This window comes from Streptomyces tyrfis (genome assembly GCF_037034285.1).
Taxonomy (GTDB): Bacteria; Actinomycetota; Actinomycetes; order Streptomycetales; family Streptomycetaceae; genus Streptomyces.
On sequence record NZ_JBAGJZ010000004.1, the window covers coordinates 1 to 23,136 of the forward strand.

The 23,136-nt window shown below is 74.7% G+C and carries 22 protein-coding genes; 7 read left to right on the forward strand and 15 right to left on the reverse strand.

All coding sequences use genetic code 11. From position 1 onward, the window contains the following. Positions 1-63: 63 nt before the first annotated feature. Positions 64-279, reverse strand: a complete 216-nt coding sequence (locus WA762_RS04315) for an excalibur calcium-binding domain-containing protein (protein ID WP_335933035.1) — start codon at positions 277-279, stop codon at positions 64-66. On the opposite strand from WA762_RS04315, the gene WA762_RS04320 reads away from it, so the two are divergent. Both WA762_RS04320 and WA762_RS04325 read left to right on the forward strand, forming a co-directional pair. Then, entirely contained in the window at positions 269-595 is a 327-nt protein-coding gene (locus tag WA762_RS04320; RefSeq protein ID WP_335933036.1) for a hypothetical protein, read from the forward strand. The genes WA762_RS04315 and WA762_RS04320 overlap by 11 nt on opposite strands. A gap of 402 nt (positions 596-997) precedes the next feature. After that, complete coding sequence (locus tag WA762_RS04325; RefSeq protein WP_335933037.1) at positions 998-2,035, forward strand: NUDIX domain-containing protein; 1,038 nt, start codon at positions 998-1,000, stop codon at positions 2,033-2,035. Positions 2,036-2,142: 107 nt separating this feature from the next. Here WA762_RS04325 and WA762_RS04330 read toward each other — a convergent pair whose 3' ends face one another. Next, positions 2,143-3,507, reverse strand: a complete 1,365-nt coding sequence (locus tag WA762_RS04330; protein WP_335933038.1) for a dipeptidase — start codon at positions 3,505-3,507, stop codon at positions 2,143-2,145. A gap of 182 nt (positions 3,508-3,689) precedes the next feature. On the opposite strand from WA762_RS04330, the gene WA762_RS04335 reads away from it, so the two are divergent. Beyond that, positions 3,690-4,904 carry a geranylgeranyl reductase family protein gene (locus WA762_RS04335; RefSeq protein ID WP_335933039.1) on the forward strand — a complete coding sequence of 405 codons (1,215 nt, stop codon included), beginning with the start codon at positions 3,690-3,692 and terminating at the stop codon, positions 4,902-4,904. A gap of 169 nt (positions 4,905-5,073) precedes the next feature. Here the strand turns inward: WA762_RS04335 and WA762_RS04340 are convergent, their stop codons facing one another. Then, on the reverse strand, positions 5,074-5,481 hold the full coding sequence (locus WA762_RS04340; protein WP_335933305.1) for a nitroreductase family deazaflavin-dependent oxidoreductase: 408 nt from the start codon (positions 5,479-5,481) through the stop codon (positions 5,074-5,076). 174 nt (positions 5,482-5,655) lie between these two features. On the opposite strand from WA762_RS04340, the gene WA762_RS04345 reads away from it, so the two are divergent. Further along, positions 5,656-6,384 carry a TetR/AcrR family transcriptional regulator gene (locus WA762_RS04345; protein ID WP_335933041.1) on the forward strand — a complete coding sequence of 243 codons (729 nt, stop codon included), beginning with the start codon at positions 5,656-5,658 and terminating at the stop codon, positions 6,382-6,384. A gap of 396 nt (positions 6,385-6,780) precedes the next feature. Here WA762_RS04345 and WA762_RS04350 read toward each other — a convergent pair whose 3' ends face one another. Then, positions 6,781-7,311 (reverse strand): hypothetical protein, encoded by a 531-nt coding sequence (locus WA762_RS04350; RefSeq protein WP_335933307.1) that lies wholly within the window; start codon positions 7,309-7,311, stop codon positions 6,781-6,783. A 192-nt stretch (positions 7,312-7,503) separates the two neighbouring features. Between WA762_RS04350 and WA762_RS04355 the strand changes: the two genes are divergently transcribed. Then, positions 7,504-8,718 (forward strand): ROK family protein, encoded by a 1,215-nt coding sequence (locus tag WA762_RS04355; RefSeq protein WP_335933043.1) that lies wholly within the window; start codon positions 7,504-7,506, stop codon positions 8,716-8,718. Between the two features lie 63 nt (positions 8,719-8,781). Here WA762_RS04355 and WA762_RS04360 read toward each other — a convergent pair whose 3' ends face one another. The 4 genes from WA762_RS04360 to WA762_RS04375 form a co-directional block, all read right to left on the reverse strand. Then, positions 8,782-9,693 carry a phosphotriesterase family protein gene (locus WA762_RS04360; protein WP_335933044.1) on the reverse strand — a complete coding sequence of 304 codons (912 nt, stop codon included), beginning with the start codon at positions 9,691-9,693 and terminating at the stop codon, positions 8,782-8,784. Continuing rightward, on the reverse strand, positions 9,687-10,283 hold the full coding sequence (locus WA762_RS04365) for a TetR/AcrR family transcriptional regulator (protein ID WP_335933045.1): 597 nt from the start codon (positions 10,281-10,283) through the stop codon (positions 9,687-9,689). Before WA762_RS04365 ends, WA762_RS04360 begins: the two co-directional genes overlap by 7 nt. 155 nt (positions 10,284-10,438) lie before the next feature. Further along, positions 10,439-10,960: an ATP-binding protein gene (locus tag WA762_RS04370; RefSeq protein WP_335933047.1), complete on the reverse strand. Its 522-nt coding sequence runs from the start codon at positions 10,958-10,960 to the stop codon at positions 10,439-10,441. 219 nt (positions 10,961-11,179) lie between these two features. Then, positions 11,180-11,497, reverse strand: coding sequence for a hypothetical protein (locus WA762_RS04375; RefSeq protein WP_335933048.1), 318 nt, complete (start codon positions 11,495-11,497; stop codon positions 11,180-11,182). A 206-nt stretch (positions 11,498-11,703) separates the two neighbouring features. Between WA762_RS04375 and cds1 the strand changes: the two genes are divergently transcribed. Then, positions 11,704-12,837 carry an L-cysteine desulfhydrase Cds1 gene (cds1, locus tag WA762_RS04380; protein ID WP_335933049.1) on the forward strand — a complete coding sequence of 378 codons (1,134 nt, stop codon included), beginning with the start codon at positions 11,704-11,706 and terminating at the stop codon, positions 12,835-12,837. A gap of 34 nt (positions 12,838-12,871) precedes the next feature. On the opposite strand, the gene WA762_RS04385 is transcribed toward cds1, so the two are convergent. The 4 genes from WA762_RS04385 to WA762_RS04400 all read right to left on the reverse strand — a co-directional run bounded on the left by WA762_RS04385 (position 12,872) and on the right by WA762_RS04400 (position 16,568). Next, on the reverse strand, positions 12,872-13,351 hold the full coding sequence (locus WA762_RS04385) for an SRPBCC family protein (RefSeq protein WP_335933051.1): 480 nt from the start codon (positions 13,349-13,351) through the stop codon (positions 12,872-12,874). A gap of 104 nt (positions 13,352-13,455) precedes the next feature. Further along, positions 13,456-14,970, reverse strand: coding sequence for an SDR family oxidoreductase (locus tag WA762_RS04390; RefSeq protein ID WP_335933052.1), 1,515 nt, complete (start codon positions 14,968-14,970; stop codon positions 13,456-13,458). A gap of 130 nt (positions 14,971-15,100) precedes the next feature. Next, positions 15,101-15,538, reverse strand: a complete 438-nt coding sequence (locus WA762_RS04395) for an SRPBCC family protein (protein ID WP_335933054.1) — start codon at positions 15,536-15,538, stop codon at positions 15,101-15,103. 193 nt (positions 15,539-15,731) lie between these two features. Beyond that, the gene (locus tag WA762_RS04400; RefSeq protein WP_335933055.1) at positions 15,732-16,568 is read right to left on the reverse strand and encodes a DeoR/GlpR family DNA-binding transcription regulator; all 837 of its coding nucleotides are present in this window, start codon (positions 16,566-16,568) and stop codon (positions 15,732-15,734) included. 191 nt (positions 16,569-16,759) lie between these two features. Between WA762_RS04400 and WA762_RS04405 the strand changes: the two genes are divergently transcribed. Next, complete coding sequence (locus WA762_RS04405; RefSeq protein ID WP_443080509.1) at positions 16,760-19,150, forward strand: hypothetical protein; 2,391 nt, start codon at positions 16,760-16,762, stop codon at positions 19,148-19,150. Here the strand turns inward: WA762_RS04405 and WA762_RS04410 are convergent. The 3 genes from WA762_RS04410 to WA762_RS04420 all read right to left on the reverse strand — a co-directional run bounded on the left by WA762_RS04410 (position 19,120) and on the right by WA762_RS04420 (position 23,058). Next, positions 19,120-21,549 carry a right-handed parallel beta-helix repeat-containing protein gene (locus tag WA762_RS04410; protein WP_335933056.1) on the reverse strand — a complete coding sequence of 810 codons (2,430 nt, stop codon included), beginning with the start codon at positions 21,547-21,549 and terminating at the stop codon, positions 19,120-19,122. The genes WA762_RS04405 and WA762_RS04410 overlap by 31 nt on opposite strands. Positions 21,550-21,701: 152 nt before the next feature. After that, positions 21,702-22,310: an Rv1733c family protein gene (locus tag WA762_RS04415; protein WP_335933057.1), complete on the reverse strand. Its 609-nt coding sequence runs from the start codon at positions 22,308-22,310 to the stop codon at positions 21,702-21,704. 265 nt (positions 22,311-22,575) lie between these two features. Beyond that, complete coding sequence (locus WA762_RS04420) at positions 22,576-23,058, reverse strand: DUF6643 family protein (protein WP_335933058.1); 483 nt, start codon at positions 23,056-23,058, stop codon at positions 22,576-22,578. Positions 23,059-23,136: the final 78 nt, after the last annotated feature.

The window sequence follows — 23,136 nt, forward strand, 5'->3', positions numbered from 1 at the left end:
CCCCGCGGGGCCCGGGGGCGGGCCCCGGGCGCGGGCGGGGACGTCCACCGGCGGCCGACGCCGCTACTCGCAGCCGACGCCGTCGCCGTCCCGGTCGAGGTGGCGGCCGTAGCCGGGGTCCCCGGCGCGCACGGGCGCGGCGCCGGCCGCGCGGGCGGCGGCGCAGTTGGCGTAGTACACCGAGCCGCCCCCGCCACCGCCCCCGCCCGAGCCGGATCCCGAACCCGAGCCGGACCGATCGGACGCGCCCCCGTCCCCGGTCCGGGGCGTGACGGTCACCTCGACGGTCCTGGTCACCGTGACCGTCGGCGCCGGCTCCGGCGTCGGCGCCGACGGGGTCGCGGTCACCGTGGCCGTGGCGGTGACGGTCGCCGACGGCGCGGCGTGCGAGGCGGACGCGGGGGACGGCTTCTCCGCCCGGGCGGGCCCCGTCGTCCCGCCGATCCCCACGCCGGTGAGGAACAGCACGGCGGCGGACGGCAGCAGGACCCGCTTCCGCGTCCACTTCGGACGGGCGGCGGGGACAGCGGCGGGCCCGGACCGGAAGCCGCCGGACGGCGAGGGCGGCTGCCCCCAGGGCGGCTGGTGGTTCTGAGACATCTGTCCCCCCAGGTGTGGTTCGTGGAGACATGAACGTATCGGCGCGGGAACGTGCGCAGGAGCCACACCTTCCCTTGGTGATGGATTTGTGACAATGAAGTGAATGAAATGCGCCGTACGCTCGGCGGGCGATGGAAGCCGGGGTCCGGCGCCGACCCCCCGAGCCCGGCGGGGAAGCGGCTCCCGGTGGCCGGTTTCCCTGCTCCGGAGGTGTTTTGACATACCGTCACGCAAGAGCGGCCCGACCGGCCGCGACGGTACGCGGACCGGCCCGCGCACCGGGAGCCGGTCCGGCGCGCATCCGGCGGTTCCTTTCGGGTAACAGCATCGCCACAGCCGGGTTTTCGCGGCAGGGTGTTGCGGGCAAGCCACAGGGGGCTACGGAGGAGGGGGAACCGTGATCGTCTGGATCAACGGTGCGTTCGGTGCGGGGAAGACGAGCGCCGCGCGCGAGCTGGTCGAGCTGATTCCGAACAGCACCTTCTACGATCCCGAGCTGATCGGCGCGGGGCTGCGGTACCTGCTGCCCCAGAAGAAGCTCGACGAGGTCACGGACTTCCAGGACCTGCCGATCTGGCGGCGGTTGGTGGTGGACACCGCCGCGGCCCTGCTGGCCGAGGTGTCCGGCGTGCTGGTGGTGCCGATGACGCTGCTGCGGCAGGAGTACCGCGACGAGATCTTCGGCGGACTCGCCTCCCGGCGCATTCCGGTGCGCCATGTGCTGCTCGCACCCGAGGAAACGATCCTGCGCGAACGCATCTCCGGCCGGGCGGAGGTCCCCGACGACCCCGAACACAGCGAGCGGATCCGCCAATGGGCCTACGAGCACATCGGCCCCTACCGGGCGGCGCTCGACTGGCTCACCCAGGACGCCCACACCATCGACACCAGTGCGCTCACCCCCTACGAGACGGCCGAGCGGATAGCCGAGGCGGTGCGCACCGGAGCGGCCACCGCCTGCGAGATCGTGCAGACGCCCGCCCCGACCGCCGAGACCGTCGCCGCCGGCGTGCTGCTCTTCGACGAGCACGACCGGGTGCTGCTCGTCGACCCGACGTACAAGCCGGGCTGGGAGTTCCCCGGCGGGGTGGTCGAGGCCGGCGAGGCCCCGGCCCGGGCCGGGATCCGCGAGGTGGCCGAGGAGATAGGGATCCGCCTCGACCGGGTGCCCAGGCTCCTGGTGGTCGACTGGGAGGCGCCCGAACCGCCCGGCTACGGGGGGCTCAGGATGCTCTTCGACGGCGGACTGCTGCCCGGCGCGGAGGCGCGACGGCTGTCGCTGCCGGACGCGGAGCTGCGCGGCTGGCGGTTCGTCACCGAGGAGGAGGCCGCCACCATGCTGCCGCCGAACCGGTACGCGAGACTGCGGTGGGCGCTGCGCGCCCGCGAGCGGTCCACCGTGTTCAACCTGGAGGCCGGGGTCCCGGTCGGCTGAGGCGCGCACGGCGCGGCCCCGAGGGAGCGGCCCCGCGGCACGCGGCCGCGGGAAAGCGGCCCCGGGGCCCGAAAGCCGGCGGGGCCGCAGCCTCCCCTGATGTGGGGTCAGTTCTGCTTGGACTCCGCGTAGTTGCGCAGGAACAGGGCCTCGGTCAGCGACAGGCGCTCCAGCTCCTCGGGCGACACGCTCTCGTTCACCGCGTGGATCTGCGCCTCCGGTTCGCTCAGCCCGATGAGCAGGATCTCGGCGTCCGGGTAGAGGGCGGCGAGGGTGTTGCAGAGCGGGATCGAGCCGCCCATCCCGGACGTCTGCATCGACTCGCCCGGGTACGCGGCCTCCATGGCCCGGGCCATCGACGTGTACGCGGGGCTGGAGGTGTCCGCCCGGAACGGCTGGCCCTGGCCGACCTGCTCCACCGACACCCTGGCTCCCCACGGAGTGTGCGCCTGGAGGTGCGCGGTCAGCAGCTCGGTCGCCTCGGCGGCGTCCTGCCCCGGCGGCACCCGCAGGCTGATCTGGGCGCGGGCGCTCGCCTGGAGCGAGGGGGTGGCGCCGACCACCGGCGGGCAGTCGATGCCGATGACGGTGACGGCGGGCCGGGCCCAGATCCGGTCGGCGACCGTGCCCGTGCCGATCAGCCCGACGCCGTCGAGGACCTTCGCGTCCTTGCGGAACTCTGCCTCCGGGTACTGGAGTCCGTCCCACTCCGTGTCCGCGGTGAGCCCGTCGACGGTGGTGCTGCCGTCCTCGGCGCGCAGCGACGCCAGCAGCTGGATCATCGCCGCCAGCGCGTCCGGGGCGGCGCCGCCGAACTGCCCGGAGTGCAGGTTCCCTTCGAGGGTGTCGAGGGTGACCCGCAGCATCGTCATGCCGCGCAGGGTGGCGGTGACCGTCGGCAGTCCGACGCGGAAGTTGCCGGTGTCGCCGATGACGATCGTGTCGGCGGCGAGCAGTCCGGGGTGCGCCTCGGCGTACCGTTCCAGGCCGCCGGTGCCCTGCTCCTCGGAGCCCTCCGCGATCACCTTGACCGAGACGGGCACGCCGCCGTGGGCCTTGAGGGCGCGCAGCGCGAGGAGGTGCATGACGAGGCCGCCCTTGCAGTCGGCCGCGCCGCGGCCGAACCAGCGGCCGTCCCGCTCGGTCAGCTCGAACGGCGGGGAGAGCCAGGCGGACTCGTCGAGCGGCGGCTGCACGTCGTAGTGCGCGTAGAGGAGTACGGTCGGGGCGCCGGCCGGCCCCGGCAGGAAGCCGTACACCGACTGCGTTCCGTCGGGGGTGTCGAGCAGGGCGACGTCCTGGAAGTCCTCGGCGCGCAGTGCGTCGGCGACCCAGTTCGCGGCGGCCTCGCACTCGCTCCTCGGGAACTGCGCGGGGTCCGCCACCGACTGGAAGGCCACCAGCTCGGTCAGCTCCGCCTTGGCACGGGGCATCAGCGAGGCGATGGTCTCGGCGATCGGACGGGCGGTCATGGGCACGCTCCTCGTGGGTGCGACGTTATGGGTACGAATCCGGGCGCACGCGCACCGGGGACGCGGTGTGCGCGCGGAGCGAACGCACGGTCGATCCTCCCACAGAGGGGGCCGGGACGGGCGAGCCGTAGGATGCCGTGAGCAGCATGGGCCATTGGTGGGATCGGGAGCAGAAGCACATCGTGAGCAGCGAGAACGCAGACGCCGGGCATGAGCGCGAAGAGTCGACCGTCTGGGACGTCGTCGTAGTCGGTGGTGGACCGGCCGGAGCTTCCGCGGCGTACGCGGCGGCGGTCGCGGGCCGACGGGTCCTGCTCCTGGAGAGGGCCGAACTGCCGCGCTACAAGACGTGCGGCGGCGGGATCATCGGATTCTCGCGGGACTCGCTGCCGCCCGGATTCGAACTGCCGCTGCGCGACCGGGTCCACGCGGTCACGTTCTCGCTCAACGGCAGGCTGGCGCGGACCCGCCGCTCCAAGCGGATGCTGTTCGGGCTCGTCAACCGCCCCGAGTTCGACTCCAGGCTGGTGGAGGAGGCGCAGAAGGCGGGCGCCGAACTCCGTACCGGTGTCGCCGTGACGCGGGTCGAGCAGCACGGCCCCGCGGTGCCGGACCGGCGCACCGTCGCCGTGGTGCTCTCCGGCGGTGAGACCGTCCTGGCCCGTGCGGTCGTGGGCGCCGACGGCAGCGCGGGACGCATAGGAGCCCATGTAGGGGTGAAGCTGGACCAGGTGGACCTCGGCCTGGAGGCGGAGATCCCGGTCCCGGAGACGGTCGCGGAGGACTGGGCGGGGCGGGTGCTCATCGACTGGGGCCCCCTGCCCGGGAGTTACGGCTGGGTGTTCCCCAAGGGCGACACCCTCACCGTCGGTGTGATCTCGGCGCGCGGAGACGGCGCGGGGACCAAGCGGTATCTGGAGGACTTCGTCGCCCGGCTCGGGCTCGCCGGCTTCGAGCCGAAGATCTCCTCCGGGCACCTGACGCGCTGTCGCAGCGACGACTCGCCGCTGTCGCGCGGCCGGGTGCTGGTGTGCGGCGACGCGGCGGGGCTGCTGGAGCCGTGGACCCGCGAGGGCATCTCCTTCGCGCTGCGCTCGGGGCGGCTCGCGGGCGAGTGGGCGGTGCGGATCGCGGAGTCGCACGACGCGGTGGACGCGCGGCGCCAGGCGCTCAACTACGCCTTCGCCATCAAGGCGGGACTGGGCGTCGAGATGGGCGTCGGCCGCCGCATGCTGAAGATGTTCGAGCGCCGACCGGGCCTGCTGCACGCGGTGCTGACGGGTTTCCGCCCGGCCTGGAACGCGTTCGCCGGGATCACCAGGGGAACGACCTCGCTGGCCGAGCTCGTCCGGACGCACCCGCTGGCGCAGCGCGCGCTGTCGATGATGGACCGATAGGCGACGGACCGGTAGGCCGGTCGGACGGGCCCGTCCCCCGCGTTCCACGCCCCGCGTTCCACGCCCCGGGGTCGCGTCCCGACCGCGGACGGGGGCGCCGCCCCGGCGTGCGGAGGCCGGGGGCGGATCCCGGTGCCCGGGACCGACGGGGAGCGGGGAGGCCGCACGGTCAGCTCTCGACGGTGATCCGGAAGACGGGGTGGTCGGGGCAGGCGGCCAGGAGTTCGGCGTCCGTGGACTTTGCCGTGACGCCCCGGAAGAACTGGTCGACCTGCCAGCCCCACCGCTGCAGATAGGCGCGGACGACCGCCGCCTTCTGCGCGTCGTCCGCGATCTCCACGGCGGAGAAGGCGCGGACCCTGCGGCCCACCCGCAGCTCGCCGCTGCCGGCGGCCCGCATGTTGCGCACCCACTGCGAGTGACCCCGCGCGGAGACCAGGTACTGCGCCCCCTCATAGGTGTGGGGGTTCACGGGGATGCGCTGCATCTGCCCGCTTTTGCGCCCCCGCACCGACAGCTCCGCGGAGCCGCCGAGGCTGATGCCGCGCCGGGCCAGCCAGCCGACGACGCCGTTCATCCGGTTGTTGAGACGGCTGCCCCGAAGGTAGTACGGCTGCGACACGGTGACTCCCCATTACCTTTGTGAGAGCGGTGCTCTCGCTTGAGATCAGTGTGCACGGATCGCTGCTCAGAAGCAAGAGCAGTGCTCTCAATGTTGGTCGGTGCTCTCCTTCCGTGGCAGACTGAGGCCATGAGCACTGTCCGAGGAGCCAGGGAACGGGCCCGCGTCGAGGTCACCGCCGCCATCAAGGAGGAGGCGAAGAGGCAACTCGCCGCCGAGGGCGCGGCCAAGCTCTCGCTGCGCGCCGTCGCCAGGAAGCTGGGCATGGCGTCCTCCGCGCTCTACCGCTACTTCCCGAGCCGCGACGATCTGCTCACGGCGCTGATCATCGACGCGTACGACGCCCTCGGGGAGTGCGCCGAGGCCGCCCACCGGGCCGCCCGTGCCGAAGCCGCCCCCCATCTCGCGCGCTGGACCGCCGTCGCCTGTGCCGTACGCGACTGGGCCCTGGCCCACCCGCACGAGTACGCGCTGATCTACGGCTCGCCCGTGCCCGGCTACACCGCGCCGCAGCTGACGATCGGTCCGGCGGCCCGCGTCGGCCTCGTCCTGATCTCCCTCGTCGGCGACGCCTGTCGCGAGGACGGCCTCGCCGTCCCGCCGCTCACCGACGAACTGCGTGCCGAGGCCGAGCGGCTCACCGCCCAGCTCGCCCCCGAGCTGCCGCCGGGCGCCGTCGCGCCGCTGATCGCCGCGTGGTCGCAGTTGTTCGGGCTGATCTCCTTCGAGGTCTTCGGCCAGTTCAACCGCGTGGTCGAGGCGAGGGACGACTTCTTCCGGGCGGCCGTCGCCGAACTGGCGCGCACGGTGGGCCTGCTCGGGCCGCGCGGCGACCGCCCGCCCTCGACCCGCCGTTGATCGCGGTTCCGGTACGAGCGGGGCGCGCCGACGCACCGGGTGGGCATCGCGAGCTGTTCCGGGCCCGGCGCGCCGCGCTCGCCCCCTTGTGCCGGGGCCGTGCGGCATGACGGCCCGCCCGTGCCGGCCGATCGGCCCGGCCCGTCGCCGGTCCGCGGACCGGCCGCCGCATCGCGGGCGAACGCACGGATCGGCACCCTCCGCGGGCGGCCGACGTGGGCGACCGCCTGTCGGTTGGGCTTGTTCGTGCCCGGCCCCGTGGGGGATCTTTGACCCCGGCCGCGACCGGACCGGTGACCGATCTCGGGAGCGTGGGAGGGCGTGGGGGCGTGGGGCGCGGCGAGTCGACGGGCGCAGGGCCTGCCGCCCCGACGGTCTCCGCGGCCCGGTACGCCGTCAGGACCAGGCGATCCCGGAGTTCTCGCGCCAGATCCGGGCCGGCTCCGGGTCCCCCGTCACGGCGAGCGCCGTGAACGGCAGCCGGTTCCACGGCGTCAGATGGAGCTGCTCCGCCGTCCCGCTCGACTCGCGGTCGGCATCCGGCACTTCGGACGAGGGCTCGGCGCGCGGGAGCTGCGGCGGCCCGGCCGACAGCCGTACCGTCCAGCGGGCGCCGGTGTCCGTCGCGCGCAGCCGTAGACGACGTGGCACCGCCGAGCGCACCTTGCTCCGCTCGGAGAAGCGGAAGCGGTCCAGCGGTTCGTCGACGCCGTCCGCCGCGCGGTCCGCCGCCGGCAGTTCTCCGCCGCGAGCCGATTCCGCGTCCACCCGGTGAATCGTGGTCACCACGCCGGTGTGCCGGAGCAGGCCACGCGCCTGCGGGCCCGGGCAGGTCGGCACCGCCGCCGTGGTTCCCGCCGCGCGGGCGGCGCTCGACAGCAGGAGCCCTTCGACGGCGAGGGCCTCGATGCGGCCGGTGGTCTCGATGGCTTCGATTCTGCCGGTGCCGGTGCCGGTGCCGGTGCCGACGGGAGCGTCAGCGGCCGTGGCGGGCCCGTGGTTCCACCGCGGTGGGGGGAGCCGGTGTGAAGGGGAGCGGGCCGGGCGCGGCCGCAGGGTATGCGCGGTGCCTCACCGGCGGCGTCGGCGGCACGCCCGGACCATGGGAGACTCGCCCCCATGAACGGCAAGGTGACCACACCCCGGACGAAGCTGGAGAGGGGCCGCGGTGCGCTCGGCCCCGCGCTGGAACTGGTCCACACCGGCCGCGCGCCCACCCGCGCCGTCCTCACCTCCGAACTCGGCGTCACCCGCGCGACGGCCGGCGCGGTCGCCTCGGAACTGGAGGCCCTCGGCCTGATCCAGGTCGACTCCCGGCCGGGATCCGCCGCCGGATCCCAGGGCCGCCCCTCGCACCGGCTGGCCATCCGGGAGTCCGGACCGGTCGCCGTCGCCGCACAGGTGCACGCCGACGGGTACCGGGCCGCGCTCGTCGGGCTCGGCGGGCGGATCGTCGCCACCGCCCCCGGATGCGTCACCGTCACGGCGGACCCGGCGCAGGTCATCGGCGAGGTGGTCGACGACTGCGCCCGCCTGCTGCGGGACAGCGGACGACGCTGCGTCGGAGCGGGGCTCGCCGTTCCGTCGGCCGTCGCCGAACCCGAGGGCACCGCCCTCAATCCGCTGCACATCGCCTGGCCCGCGGGTGCCCCGGTGCGCGAGATCTTCACCGCCCAGGTGCGGGCGGCGGGCATCTCGGGGCCCGTGTTCAGCGGGAACGACGTCAACCTCGCCGCGCTCGCCGAACACCGGCACGGGGCCGGACGCGGCGCCCGGCACCTGCTCTGCGTGGCCACCGGGCACCGCGGCGTGGGCGGCGCGCTCGTCCTCGACGGCCGTCTGCACACGGGGAGTTCGGGTCTCGCGCTGGAGGTCGGGCATGTCACGGTGAACCCCGCCGGCCGCCCGTGCCACTGCGGCGGCCGCGGCTGTCTGGACGTCGAGACCGATCCGCTGGCCTTTCTGCTCTCGGCCCGCCGCGAACCGGGCCCGGAGGAGTCACTCCTCAAGCAGGCCGGGGATCTGCTGCGCACGGAGTACGACGACCCGGCGGTGCGGGGGGCGGCAGAGGAGCTGATCGACCGGCTCGGTCTCGGGCTCGCCGGCCTCGTCAACATCCTCAACCCGGACCGCATCATCCTCGGCGGACTGCACCGCGCCCTGCTCGACGCCGACCCGGAACGGCTGCGCGCGGTGGTGGCCGACCGCAGCCTGTGGGGGCGCAGCGGCAGCGTCCCGATCCTGCCCTGCACCCTGGATTACAACAGCCTGGTGGGCGCGGCGGAACTCGCCTGGCAGCCCGTGCTCGACGACCCGCTGGCCGCGCTGGCCTGAGGCCGGTCGGCCGCCCGCCGTGCCCGGTCCCAGACCACGCCAGGCCCGGGACCACGCCCGGCCTCAGGCCGTCGACGGCCCGGCGGGCGCGTGCCAGGCGAGCGCCCGGGCCGGGTTGCCCACCAGGATCTCCTCCACCGTCTCGTCGCCCAGAGCCAGTTCCAGCCGGGGGCGCAGGCGGCGCAGCAGATACGGCATGCCCGGGGTCCCGGGCACCGTCGTGTCGCCGCCCAGGAGCAGCTGCCCGCCGAAACCGGCTTCGGCGAGCGCGGCCAGTTGCCCGGGCAGCCGCCAGTCCGTCGCATGATGGGCCCGTGACGGGCCGTCGAACGCCAGGAACGCTCCCGCCCGGGCCGCCTCGCGCTGCACCACCTCGTCCGGCGCCCGGCCCAGGTGACCGAGGATCACCTTGTGCGGGGCGACCCCCGCCTCCCCGCACAGCAGATCCAGCACGTCGAGTGCCGCCGTGCCCAGCTCCAGGTGCACGGCGATCGGCGCGCCCGTGCGATGCTGGGCCTCGGCCGCGGCCGTCATCGTGGACCGGGCGTGGGCGTCGAGGCCGTGGAACGCCCCGGCGACCTTGATCAGACCCGCGCGCACGCCCGTGCCGCCGATGCCCTCGGTCAGCTCCGCGACGAAGAGTTCCGCGAGGCGGCCGCGGAGCCGGCCGAGCGCCTCCCCGGAGTAGTGGGCCGCCTGATGCAGGCCGGTCGCCGCCACCACATGCGTGCCCGTCGAACGGGCCAGCGCCGCCAGATCCCCGGCCCGGCGGCCCATCCCGTACGGAGTCCACTGCACCACCGTCCGGCCGCCCAGCGCGCCGAAGGCGCGCAGCCGCTCCGCAGCCGGCCCGGCGTCGTCCAGTTCCCGCCCCGGAAGGAGCGGACTGCGCAGGAAGAGGTGGTCATGGGCGTCGCAGATCCCCAATTCCGCGGCCGGGACGTCTCCGAGCACCGTGCGCACGGCCGCTACCACTGCGGTCCCCTTCCGGACCGCTCCCGCTCCGGGTCGCGGGGCGCGAGCAGGGAGAGCAGCCCGCGGACGCCCGCGTCGAAGGCATCCGTCGAACCGGAGGCGCGGGCCAGCACATAGCCGCCCTGCACGGTCGCGACGACCGCCGCCGCCACGTCCTCGGGATCCAGGGCGGGCGCGAACTCGCCCCGGTCCACCCCCTCCCGGACGATCCCGGCGAGCCGGGCGCGCAGCCAGCCCAGCGTCTCGTCGACCGGCGCGCGCAACGCCTCACTGGCGACGACCTCTGGATCCATCGTCAGCCGGCCGACCGGGCAGCCGCGCAGCACGTCGCGCTCCCGCAGCAGGTATGCCGAGATCCGCTCGTAGGCCGTGCCCGGACCGTCCAGCAGGCTTCCGGCCGTCTCCCGCATCCGCTCCGCCGTGCGGCGGATCGCCGCCAGCGCCAGATCGGGCTTGCCCGCGAAGTGGTGGTACATGCTGCCCTGGCCCGCGCCCGCGCGCCGCTGGACGGCGCTCGGGCTGGTGCCCACGTAGCCGCGCTCCCACAGGAGTTCCCGCGTGGCCTCGATCAGCCGGTCCGAAGTGCTCATGCGGAGAATGTACATACTGGTAGGTACAGAATCCAGCGAGCTGTGTGCGACCTGCGTGGTGAGCCGTGTGCGCCGCGGCGGGGCGGGCCCCGCCCGTCGTCGCGGCGGCGCGCGGGACGCGGCACGCGGTCAAGTCGTACGCCGTGTCCGGGTCGCTACCCGATCAGCGCCGACCGCACGAAGGAGGGGCCCGGGCCCGCCGGGTACATGAGGGCGTCCGGCTCGAACGGCCCGTCCGTGGTCGCCCCGTACACCGGGCCGTGCGTGCGCACGGCGAACCGCGGGGGCGCCGGAAGCGTGAACCAGACGACCTTCCCGGCCCCGCCGCTGGGGCGGACGCCCCAGCTCTCGCTGACGGCGGCGATCAGCGCGAGTCCGCGCCCCGACGTGCTGGACGCGCCGGCCGCGCGCACCGTCGGCAGCCGGGGGTCGTGGTCGTGGACCGACACCATCAGCCGTTCGAGCAGCAGCTCGACCTCGACGGTGCACGACTTGTCCGGCTGGGCATGCCGGTGGACGTTGGTCAGGAGTTCGGTGACGCCCAGCGCCGCATGGTCGATCAAGGGATCGAGATGCCAGTAGCGGAGCTGCGCCGAAATGATTCTGCGGACCTGACCGATCCGCGACGGCAGGGCCTGGAGCTCCACCGTGCAGTGCCTGCTTGGCTCGCTGATCACGGCTGCGACTCCCCGAAATAGGTCCGGAAGAAGACGGAGGAACGGATGCAGCAGACGGCCGGCTGCTGATCCCTGACCGGCGGAGAAGACCGCAGTGTCACCGCCGGTGAACCATGAGTGACGTGTGACCAATGTCGCCCAGGGGACACGGGCCCGCAACTCGCGGAGTGCCGACGGCGCCGCTCGCCTCGGACCGGCCCGCCCTCGGACCGGCCCGCGTCAGATCATCCGGCCGCCCGCGCTGTGCAGCGTCTCCAGGAACCTGCGGGCCGGGCCCGAACGGTCCGGGCCGTGGTTGCGCTGTCCCATCGTCAGCCGGTAGCGCGTCCCGTTGAGCCGGGCCACGGCCGCGCCGGTCCCGGCGAACCACGGCCTGCCCGCGCTCACCGCTCCCACCGGGGCGCTGTCGATCTCCCGGCCGTAGCTGGTCAGCAGCGCCAGCCTGCCGTCCTTGACGACCACCTGCCCGGCCCTGGTGAGCGACCGGGCCCACCGCTCGATGCGCACCCCCGTCGCGCTGAACTCCGCCTCCTGCATGGCTGCTTCGCCCCCTTCGTGACATTCCTGAAGGGCAGTCTGCACAAGCCGGGAGCATCGCGCCAGGTCGCGTTCCGGCGCACGGGTGCGCCCCCGCCGCGCGTCCACGCCAAGCCAGGGCTATGGCTGATCAAAGGAAACGTTTATGCAGGTGGGGGGAATATCGTGGGCGGTGAGGCGTCCGGTGACACGAGAAGGAGCGCGCCATGGACACGGTTCAGCGAGGACACGACGGCCCGGCCGCGACGACCGCCGACATCGACCGTTCGGACCCCGGATACCGGGCCTGGCTCAAGGAGGCCGTGCGCAAGGTCCAGGCGGACGCCAACCGCTCCGCCGACACCCACCTGCTGCGCTTCCCGCTCCCGGAGAGCTGGGGCATCGACCTCTACCTCAAGGACGAGTCGACGCACCCCACCGGCAGCCTCAAGCACCGGCTGGCCCGCTCGCTCTTCCTCTACGGGCTCTGCAACGGCTGGATCCGGCCCGGCAAGCCCGTGATCGAGGCGTCCAGCGGTTCCACGGCCGTCTCGGAGGCGTACTTCGCCAAGCTGATCGGGGTGCCGTTCATCGCAGTGATGCCCCGCACCACCAGCCCGGAGAAGTGCCGGCTGATCGAATTCCACGGCGGCCGCTGCCACTTCGTGGACGACTCCCGCAAGATGTACGAGGAGTCCGCCACGCTCGCCGCCGAAACCGGCGGCCATTACATGGACCAGTTCACCTACGCCGAACGGGCCACCGACTGGCGCGGCAACAACAACATCGCCGAGTCGATCTACCAGCAGCTGAGGCTGGAACGCTATCCGGAGCCGACGTGGATCGTCGCCACCGCCGGCACGGGCGGCACCTCGGCGACCATCGCCCGCTACGTGCACTACATGCAGTACGACACCCGGATCTGCGTGCCCGACCCGGAGAACTCCTGTTTCTTCGACGGCTGGACCCGGCACGACCCCCAGGCCACCAGCGACTGCGGCTCCCGGATCGAGGGGATCGGCAGGCCCCGGATGGAGCCGAGCTTCGTGCCCGGGGCGATCGACCGGATGATGAAGGTGCCGGACGCGGCAAGCGTCGCCGCCGTGCGAGCCCTGGAGAAGGCCATCGGCCGCAAGGCGGGCGGCTCCACCGGCACCGGACTGTGGAGCGCGTTCAAGCTGGTCGCCGAGATGGTCGCGGAGGGCGCCACCGGCAGCGTCGTCACCCTGATCTGCGACCCCGGCGACCGCTATCTCGACAAGTACTACTCCGACGAATGGCTCGCCGGGCAGGGGCTGGACATCGCCCCGTACGCGGAGACCGTCGACTCCTTCCTGAGCGGCGGCGAATGGGCCGGGTAGCCCGTAAGGAGCGGGGCGCCGGGCCCGGCCGGTCTCAGGCCGCGGGCCCGGCCAGCCGCCCGTCGAGACCGCGCACCGCGTCCCGGAACGCCCGGCCCATCCCGGAGCGGCCCAGCCGCAGGGCGAACCGGAAGGGCCCGGAACCGTCCGCGGCGAACGTCCAGCGCACCCGCGTCCCGGTCCCGGCCGGAGTCAGCCGCCACTCCTCCACCAGGGACCGCACGCCCGGGGCGCCGGCCTCGTCGACCCGGTAGGCGTACCGCTCGCCGGGCTCCGCCGCGATGACCGTCTCGCGCAGGACCGCGCCGCCCCGGAGCCGGACCTCGCGCCCCGCGCCCCCCGCCGTCGGCCGGGCCGCCGTGACCGCGCGGAACCACTGCGGCCAGCCCGCCACGTCGTCGGCGAGAGCACGGTAGACGTCCCCGGGCGGCGCGGACATCTCGGCGGCGAACACCAGGCGCAGGGGAGCGGACTCGACGAAGTCGATTCCCACGGAACGGAGTCGGCGTGACACGGGCGCACCTCCGTGCGGTCGGCGGCGGACGGGAACGGCGCACACCATATCTGGCGCTCCGTCAGATGTCTTCGCCCGCAGCGGATTCAGGGACCGGAGTGGATTCAGGGTTTGGAGCGGCACGGGAGCGGGCGCGCGGCGGCGGTGGCGATGTTGCGGGCCATGCCGCCGAACACCACCGCGTGGAACGGCCACACGCTCCACCAGTAGAGGTGTCCGAGCAGCCCGCGCGGATGGAACAGCGCGCGCTGCCGGTAGACCGTCCGCCCCCGCCCGTCACGGGCCACCGACAGTTCGAGCCAGGCCGGACCGGGCAGCCGCATCTCCGCCCGCAGCCGCAGCAGCTCGCCCGGCACGATCTCCTCCACACGCCAGAAGTCCAGCGAGTCGCCCACCCGCAGCCGCTGCCGGTCCCGCCGTCCGCGCCGCAGCCCGACACCGCCGACGATCCGGTCGAGCCGGCCCCGGACGGCCCAGGCCAGCGGGAACGAGTACCAGCCGTTCTCGCCGCCGATGCCCTCGATCACCCGCCAGAGCGCGTCCGGCGCCACCGGCACCGTCATCTCCCGCTCGTCGCGGTAGAGCGTGCCGCCCGACCAGTCAGGGTCCGTGGGCAGCGGATCACTCGGCGCACCGGGCGACGACGCCGAGGACCAGCGGGTGTCGACCCGGGCCTCCTTGACCCGCTGGAGCGCCAGCCGCAGCGCCTGGTCGAAGCCGATGACGCCGCCGGGCGGGTCGGGCACGTAGCGGGCGATGTCGTGCTCGTGGCAGACCACCTCATGGCGCAGCGACTCCGCCAGCGGCCGGGCGATCGACGGAGGCACCGGGGTCACCAGCCCGATCCACAGGCCCGAGAGCCCCGGCGTGAGCACCGGGACGGGCAGCACCAGCCGGTGCGGGAGCCCGGCGACCTCGGCGTACCGCCGCATCATGTCCCGGTACGTCAGGACGTCCGGCCCCCCGATGTCGAACGTGCGGTTCACCTCGGGCGGCAGCCCGGCGCAGCCGACGAGGTACCGGATCACGTCCCGCACCGCGATCGGCTGGATCGAGGTGCGCACCCAGCTCGGGGTGACCATCACCGGCAGCCGCTCCGTGAGATGGCGCAGGATCTCGAACGAGGCCGAGCCCGACCCGATGACGACGGCGGCCCGCAGCACGGCCGTCGGCACGCCCGAACCGAGCAGCACACGCCCCACCTCGGCCCGCGACCGCAGATGCGGCGACAGCGCCCGCTCCGGCACCCCGGCCGGGGTGAGCCCGCCCAGATACACGATCCGGCCGACCCCCGCCGCCCGCGCCCGCTCCCCGAAGATCCGGGCCGCCTCGCGGTCCCGCTCCTCGAAGCCCGGCCCGGAGCCGAGCGCGTGCACCAGGTAGTAGGCCACGTCCACGTCCCGCATCGCGTCCCGCACCGAGGCGGCGTCGCGGACGTCGCCCGCCACCACCTCCACCCGGTCCGCCCACGGGTGGTCGCGCAGTTTGCGGGGCGTCCGCGCCAACGCCCGCACCCGGTGGCCGGCGTCGAGCAACGCGGGCACCAGCCGGCCGCCGATGTACCCGGAGGCACCGGTCACCAGACAGAGCGGCCGTACGCCGTCCGAGGAATCGCTCACCCGCCCGAGTCTTCCACCGGATCCGCGCCCACGGCCCGGCGGACGACTCCGAACGGCGGCACCGGCCCCCTCCGCACCACCCCCGCTCGGCTCGCGCACGCCGCCGGCGGCCGCGGCATCGGACCGGGCGTCACGGATCCTCCAGCAGGCCGTCCAGCACCCGGCCGAAGACCCGGCGGCCCACCGCGGCGATCAGCGGATCGGCCCGGCGCGGGGCCCCGCGCACGCGGAGCTCCTCCACCCACACCACCCGGGAACCCGCCTCCAGCGGAAACACCTCGATCGACGCCCGGCCCCGCACCGGCGAACCGCGCTTCTCCAGCAGGCACAGCCCCGCGCGCCCGGCGACCGGCGGCACCCACCGCACCACTTCCATCGGATCGTCGAACCCCAGCGGGCCCACCCCGGTGCGCGCCACGAACACCGTCCCCGCCCCGTCCGGCGACCGCGTCGGCACGGTGATCCCGGTCAGCGGGACCCGTGCGGCATGCCGCTCCCAGTCCGTCACCCGGCGCCAGGACTCGGCTGCCGGCAGAGGGGTGGAGCGCTCGATCCGGAAGACGGCCATCCACCGATCGTGCCCCATCCGCCGATCCCGCCCCGTCCGCCGCGCGCCGGACGGAAGCGACGCGCCGGGCCGGGAGGGACGCGCCGGACCGGATTGACGTGTCGGACCGGCACTGCGGGCCGGGCGGGAGCCGCGACCGGGGCGGAAGCCGCCGCCCTCGGGCCGGGGCCGGCCGGACGCCGTCCGGGGCCGGTCAGTCGTCGACCGCGCCCCGGCCCGCCACCAGCAGGCCCGGCAGATGCTCCTCGATCTCCTCGCGGGCGGCCGGCGACAGGCCCGCGTCCGTGACGAAGGTGTCCACCTGCTCCAGCCCGGCGAACGAACTCAGGCCCACCGTGCCCCACTTGGTGTGGTCCGCGACCACCACCACCCGCCGCGCGGAGCGCACCATACGGCGGTTGGTCTCGGCCTCGGCCAGATTCGGCGTCGAGAGACCGGCCTCCACCGAGATCCCGTGCACCCCGAGGAACAGCACGTCGAAGTGGAGCGAGGCGATCGCCCGGTCGGCGACCGGGCCGACCAGCGAGTCGGACGGCGTGCGCACCCCGCCGGTGAGCACCACCGTGGCCGCCCCGGAAGACGCCCCGCCCATCGGGTGCGCGCGCTGCGCGGCGGAGTGGAACACGTCCGCGACCCGCACCGAGTTGGTCACCACCGTCAGATCGGGAACGTCCACCAGACGCTGGGCCAGCGCGTACGTCGTGGTGCCGCCGGAGAGCGCGACGGCGCTGCCGGGCGCCACCAGCGACGCGGCCACCCGCGCGATGTCCTCCTTGGCCGTCGGCTCCAGCGCCGACTTGACCTCGAACCCCGGCTCGTGCGCACTCGCCTCCACCACCGGAACGGCGCCGCCGTGCACCTTCTCGATCACGCCCCGGCGGGCCAGGGCGTCCAGATCCCGGCGCACCGTCATGTCGGAGACGTTCAGCCTGCGGGTCAGCTCGTTCACCCGGACCCCGCCCCGCCGGCGCACCTCGTCGAGGATCAGGGCACGCCGCTGCTCCGCGAGCAGATTCTGATTCTCGCTCAACGCCGGTCCGGTCCTTCCCGCTGGCCGCCATTCCCCGTTCGCCCTGGAACGGGGATCATCCTGCCACGCGGTGTCGCCGCCCGCCCGGGTGGGGAGATTCCGTGAGAGTGGCGCCCGCGGAACCGCTCCGCCGCCATCCTGCTGACCACCCATCAGCACTCCCCCCACGAAGCAGAGAGCGAGTCACCCCAGTGCCACCTGCCATCCCGGCCCCCACATCACCGGGGCCCGCGCTGGAGCTGCTGGTCCACGGCGTGGGCGGCGCGACGCCCCAGGAGATGCTCGACGACCCGCGCGTCGTCCGGATCACCGGCGACACGACCGCGGCCGTCTACCGGCGCCCCGGGGACACCGACGCCGAACAGCACCCGGAACGGTACCGCGACCGGCCCATCGAAGAGGCCTATTGCTGGTCCAACCTCACCTCCGGCAACGGCTCCCGCGCCCTGTGGCTGCTGCTGCTCCCGTTCATGGTCGTCAACCTCGCCCACTGGATGCGCCCCACCGCCCGGGCCCGCACCCGGGCGGTGCGCCTGTACGGCGTCCTCGTCCGGCTCGTCGCGCTCAGCCTCACGGTCCTGCTGACCGCGGCGGCCTGCGAGGTCGCGCTCGACCTGACGGCCTGGCAGTGCGCGGGCGTGCCCGACTGCTCGGACGGGCACTCCTGGCTCGGCTTCCTGTCGACCGCGCAGGGCGGCTGGTGGTCCCAGCCGGGACGACGGCTGGCCGTCGCCTCGCTGGTGCCCACCGCCCTGGTCGCCCTGCTCTGGTTCCTGTCCAACCGCACCTGGAGCGCCTACGAGTCCCAGCGCCCGCTGACCGGCCCCGGAACGGACGACGCCGATCCGGAGACCGGGACCGGTCCGGGCGGTCCCGCCACCGCCGGAAGCCGCCCCGCCCTCGGCCGGCCCGGCTTCTGGTACGGCCGCCGGCTGGTCGCCCGGCTCCGCGCCGCCCACACGGCCGCCGGGTTCCTCACCGTCGCGGCGGCGGTCGCGGGCGCCGCGGCCCGCCACGACAACGCCGCCAACGGGGACGTGCCCGGCGTCTACGGCCGGCTGATCGAGGCGGCCCTGGCCGCGGGCGCGCTGGTGGTCCTCTGGGTCGTCTGCCGGCGCGGCCGCAGCGAACGGCGCCTCGACAACCGGCTCGACCGCGCCCTCGTCACGTATCTGCCGGGCGCCGCCCTGACCCTGCTCGTCCTCGCCGTCTGCTACGCCGCCTGGTCGCGCCCCGGCTGGGTGTCGGCCGGGGCCCTGCCCGGTCACCTGGCCTTCGGCCTCCTCACCCTCGCCCAGGTGCTGCTCGTCCTCCTCCTCGCCGCGGTCTCCCTCGGCCTCTACCGCCGGACGCCCGAACCCCGCACGGTCCTGTACGGGCTGGGCGGACCGGTGGTGGCCATGCTCGCGTGCGCCCTCGGCGGCGTCATGACCGGCGGGGTCGCCCAGCGCGTCGCGGACTGGCTCGACGGCCCCGGCACCCCGGGCACGGCCGGCGCCGACATTCCCGGGCCGCCCGTGCTGCTCAGCTGGCAGGCCGCGGTCATCCCGGTGCTGCTCGCGCTGCTGCTGCTCCCCGGCCTGCTGCTCCTCGTCCGCACCTGGCACACCGCCCGGGCCCTGGAACCCGAGATCGACCGGGAGTACCGCCAGGAGCGGCCCGACCCCGCCCGGACGCGGCAGATCGCCCGGATCCGGGCCGCGGCGGCCCTCACCGACTCCGCCCCCTGGATCGTCGGCCCGGTCGCCGGGGCCACGCTGCTGCTGGGCGCGGCCGCGGTCGGCGGAGCCTGGATCAGCGGCGAGGTGCCCGGCGTGGCGCTGAAGGGCAGCGGCCCGTTCGCCGAGGCCGTGGCCGAGGCGGCCCAGTCCACCGGCTCGTGGCTGATCGGGCTCGGCTTCGTGCTGTTCGTCACCTGGGGGCGGCGCGCCTACCGCGACCCCTCCGCCCGGCGCACGATCGGCATCCTCTGGGACGTCGGCACGTTCTGGCCCCGCGCCGCGCACCCCTTCGCGCCGCCCTGCTACGCCGAGCGCGCCGTCCCCGACCTGACGTCGCGCGTGTGCGGCTGGACCGCGCTCACCCGCGGCCGGCTCGTCATCTCCGGCCACTCCCAGGGCAGCGTCCTCGCCGCATCGGCGGTGTGGCAGCTGCCCGAGCGGACCCGGAGCAGGGTCGCCCTGCTCACCTACGGCTCACCGATCGAGCGCCTGTACGGGCGATGGTTCCCGGCCTACTTCGGCCCCAGCCCCCTGCACGACCTCCACCGTTCCGTGCACTGCTGGCGCAACCTCTGGCGGGCCACCGACCCGATCGGCGGACGGGTCCGGCTCGACGCGGGACCGGGGCCCGAGGTGGACCGGGGACCGCTGAAGGACCCCCTGGTCTACGGCCGGACCCCCGAACACCCGCTGCCCGAACCCGTTCTCGGGCACGGGGACTATCAGGCCGACCCGGTCTTCGCCGAGGAACGGACCGCGCTGCTGGACCGGCTCGCCCCGGTCGTGCCCCGCCAGACCGGGGCGGAGCGGACGCCGAAGTCCCCTCGGTCTCAGGGGAGTTCCGGCAGGTCCTCCGGGTAGAGCAGGCTGAGGTCGTCCGTGCTCGGCGCGGAGAGCTGGGCGACCCGGCCCGCGTGCCGCTCCACCATCGACTCGAACGTCTGGCGCGCGGTGCGGCCGTTGCCGAAGGCCGGGCCCTTGGGCAGCTCGGCGAAGTACTTCAGCAGCGCCTCATCGGTCCCGGGGGCCAGGCTGTACTCGTGCTCGTCGGCCTGCTGCCCGACGATCCGGAGCAGCTCGGCGGGCTCGTAGTCGCTGAAGGTGATGGTCCGTGAGAAACGGGATGCGACACCGGGGTTGATGGTCAGGAACCGCTCCATCTCGTGGGTGTACCCGGCGACGATCACGACCACCGCGTCCCGGTGATCCTCCATCAGCTTCACCAGTGTGTCGATCGCCTCCCGGCCGAAGTCGCGCCCGGAGTCCTCGGGGGACAGGGCGTACGCCTCGTCGACGAACAGCACCCCGCCGCGCGCCCGGTCGAACGCCTCCTGGGTGCGGATGGCGGTCGACCCGATGTGCTCGCCGACCAGGTCGACGCGGGACACCTCCACCAGATGCCCGCGCTCCAGCACCCCGAGCGAGGCGAGGATCTCGCCGTACAGCCGGGCCACGGTGGTCTTGCCGGTGCCGGGGGAGCCGGTGAAGACGAGGTGGCGCCGGACCGAGGCGGCCTTGAGACCCGCCTCCTGACGCCGACGGCCCACCTCGATCATGTCGGTGAGGGCGCGCACCTCCCGCTTGACGCTGTCCAGGCCCACCAGCGCGTCCAGCTCGCCGAGGACCTCGTCCGAACCCCGCGCCGGGCGGGCCGCGGGCGTCCCGGCCGGCGCCGGCTCCGTGGTCCTCGGCCCGGGAACCGCCCCGAGCAGCCCGGTGGACGAGGGCTGGACGGCGGTCAGCACTGCGGGCGCCGCGGAGACGGGGGAGCGCAGCGCGCTCTCGTCACTGGTGCAGTCCTCCACGACGGGCCCCGCCCCCTGGCCGTCGCCGCCCTCGGCGAACTCGTAGGCGCCGCGCGCGCACCGCTCGGCGCGGCACCGGGTCAGCGTCGTGCGGCACCCGTCCATCACATGGAAGCCGTAGCCCTCGCTGCCGGTGACCCGGCAGCCGTGGAAGGTGCCGCGCCCCTCGGCGGAGACGTAGAAACCGGCCTCGGTGGGCGAGGTGACCGTGCAGCGCTCGATCGTCGGGTCGGCGCCCTTGGTGACGATCACCCCGGTCTGCGCGGCGTCTATGGTGCAGTTGTTCAGCGTGCCGCCGCTGCCGTGGTCGCGGAACCAGGCGCCGGTGGACGTCTCGCGGATGCGGCAGTCGTCGAGCTGGGCGGTCGCCCCGTCGCTCACCGACACCGCGGTGTTGCGGATCTGGGAGAGATCGCTGTCGACCACGTCGGCGCGCGATCCCCGGTCGAGCACGAAGAGGGCGTCGGGCACGTCGTGCACCCGGCTGGAGTCCAGTATCACCGTCGCCCCGTCGCTCACCCAGACCGCGGGGTAGTCCCCCGTGCTGTCGTGGATCTCGCACTGGTTGGCGTCGACGCGGGTGCCCGGGTCCCAGACCGAGAGCCCGTTGCGGCCGAAGCGGCGCACCGTGGAACGGGTCAGCGTGAGGACCGAGCGCGACCGCAGGTCGACCGCGTTCTCCGGGACGTCGTGGATGTCGCAGTCGGCCAGGGTCAGCACGGCGTCGGTGTCGAGCGTGACCCCGTCCGCCGAAGTGCGGTGCACCGCGCAGTCGGTGAGATGGGCCGCCGCGCGCGCGGACACCTGGATCCCGCTGCCCTTGATCTCGTAGATCTCGCAGCCGACGGCCTCCAGGGCGCTGCCCTCGCCGGTGACGCTCAGCCCCGCGCCCGAGGCGTGGTGGATCCGGCAGCGCTCCAGCCGCGGATGCGCGCCGTCGCGCACCGAGACGCCGGACTGCCCGGCCGAGACGACCTCGCACTGCTCGAACACCCCGCCCGCGCCGTCGAGTACGGCGATGCCGGCCCCGGCCGGGTTGTCGACCGTGCAGCGGCGCACCGTCGGCCGGGCCGCGCCGCGCACCTCGATCCCGGCCGCCGAACGCGTCACGATCCGCAGATCCGCGAGCTCCGGGGTCCCGTCCTCGACGAGCAGCGCGGGGGCCGTCGAGTCCTGGCCCTCCACATGCACGTCGGTGACGACGGCGGAGGCGCGGACGGTCAGCGGGACGCCGTCCACCGGCGCGATCCGCACCGAGCCGACCGAGCCCTCGGGCCCGCGCAGCGTCACCGCGCGGTGCAGGACGAGATTCTCCCGGTAGGTGCCCGGCGCGACCGTGAGGACGTCGCCGTCCGCCGCGGCCTCCAGCGCCGCGGTGAGGGAGGCGTACTCGCCTGTGCGGCGCCGCCACCGCGACGTGCCGGTGTGCGTCACCTGGACCGTGCCCTGTGCCATGGCGCTGTTCTGTCCCCACCTCGTGCGTGTGTGATGCCCGTGCCACCGGCCCCCGGGCAGCGGCGGACCCCGGGTCCACGCGCCGGGAACGAGGGCGGGCCGGTCCACCGTAGCGCGCGCGGCGGGCGGGAGTTGACCCGATCGCCCGCCGGTCAGGCGCCGCTGCCGGTCCTGCCCCAGTCCGGACCGGCCGCGGCCCAGGCGCGGTCGATCCGGGCGTACCGTCCGCGCACCATGCGCCGCACGATCAGGCGGCGCCCGCACTCGGCCAGCCCGGCGGCCGACGCCGTCGCCCCCAGGCCGGCCAGCGCCGCGTGCGCGCGGGCCGTGGCCGTGTCCATCGGGCGCGGCACGGGGCGGCCCGCGCGGTCGGTCCAGATCCGCACCGCGGCGCCCGGGGCGGCGGAACGGGACGGCGCGGCCAGCACGCCCCGGCGCTCCGCGCCGTCCGGGGCCCTCCAGCGGGCCAGCACCGTCGTCCGCGCGGAGTGTTCCGAGGGTCCCTCGGCATCGGTGACGAACCCCGGCTCCGCCGGTGCGGCGCGCAGCACGACCGCCGTCGTGGGACGCCGTTGTGCGCGCTCGGCGCGCGCCGTCCCCTGCAGGGCGTCGTCCGCGAGCGTCCCGCACACCCAGCCCACGGCCGGCGCCGCCGCCACCATGAGGAGCAGCGTGGTCAGGGCCAGCCACGCCTCGCGCCGGTCGGTGGCACGGCGCAGCGGATTGCGCCGCCAGCGCCACACTCCCACGACCGCTCGCACGTCCCGCACCCCTTCCGCGTCCGCTCCGTACCCGCCCCGGCCCGGTACGGCACGCCCTGCCCGCCGGCCCGGTGGAAGAGGGCGGACGTCACCGCGGCGCGCCCCGGCGGCCTCTCCCGGGCCCGGATGACGGCCTGTCAGGATCGGGCGCGCGGGACGGGCGCGGTCCGCCCGGTGCGGGAACGGCGAGGCCGCCGACGAGTCCCCATGGCTCGACGACGGCCCCGGCGCGACCGTGCGCGACTCCCGCTCGGTGTTCCCGGCCTCAGTACCCCCGGCCCTGGTACGGGCGGTTGTACGGGTCCTCGTAGGGGGCGGGCGCCGGGGCGGGGCGCGGCGACGCCGGACGCATCGCCTCGTACCCGGTGGCGGGCGCGGGCCGCGGCTGCTGCTGTTGCGGCGGGTAGGGCGCCTGGTACCCGCCGCGGGGCGCGGCCGGCTGCTGCGGGATGTACGGCGCCGGGGCGTTCTGCAGCTGTGCGGGCTGCATCGGCGTGTACCCCTGCTGCTGGGGCGGCTGCGGGTAGCCGTACGCCGGGCCGGGCGGGGTGGGGGCCGCCGGGAGGGCGGGCAGCGCCGCCGGGAGGGCCGGCAGATGGGTGCTGCCCGTGTCATAGGCGGCCGGCACTCGGATCGGTGCGATCTGAGGGGTGCCCCGCTCCGCGACCAGGGAGTCGTAGATCGGAGTGTCGGGGAACGACGACGCAGCGTAGTAGCCGCTGCCGTAGGTGGAGCGGGGGGACGTCATGCCACCTAAGTTAAGCCCACGATGAGGTGGTTGGGGAGTCCGACAAGAGGGTTGTTTTGCGTGTTGTGGGGGAAGCGT

Bases quoted from the DNA above. Each gene is read 5' to 3' on its own strand.
- WA762_RS04365 (WP_335933045.1), bottom strand. From the start codon at position 10,283: ATGAGCACTTCGGACCGGCTGATCGAGGCCACGCGGGAACTCCTGTGG.
- WA762_RS04345 (WP_335933041.1), top strand. From the start codon at position 5,656: ATGAGCACTGTCCGAGGAGCCAGGGAACGGGCCCGCGTCGAGGTCACC.
- WA762_RS04420 (WP_335933058.1), bottom strand. From the start codon at position 23,058: ATGACGTCCCCCCGCTCCACCTACGGCAGCGGCTACTACGCTGCGTCG.
- WA762_RS04395 (WP_335933054.1), bottom strand. From the start codon at position 15,538: ATGGCCGTCTTCCGGATCGAGCGCTCCACCCCTCTGCCGGCAGCCGAG.
- WA762_RS04410 (WP_335933056.1), bottom strand. From the start codon at position 21,549: ATGGCACAGGGCACGGTCCAGGTGACGCACACCGGCACGTCGCGGTGG.
- WA762_RS04330 (WP_335933038.1), bottom strand. From the start codon at position 3,507: ATGACCGCCCGTCCGATCGCCGAGACCATCGCCTCGCTGATGCCCCGT.
- WA762_RS04375 (WP_335933048.1), bottom strand. From the start codon at position 11,497: ATGCAGGAGGCGGAGTTCAGCGCGACGGGGGTGCGCATCGAGCGGTGG.
- WA762_RS04355 (WP_335933043.1), top strand. From the start codon at position 7,504: ATGAACGGCAAGGTGACCACACCCCGGACGAAGCTGGAGAGGGGCCGC.
- WA762_RS04340 (WP_335933305.1), bottom strand. From the start codon at position 5,481: ATGAACGGCGTCGTCGGCTGGCTGGCCCGGCGCGGCATCAGCCTCGGC.
- cds1 (WP_335933049.1), top strand. From the start codon at position 11,704: ATGGACACGGTTCAGCGAGGACACGACGGCCCGGCCGCGACGACCGCC.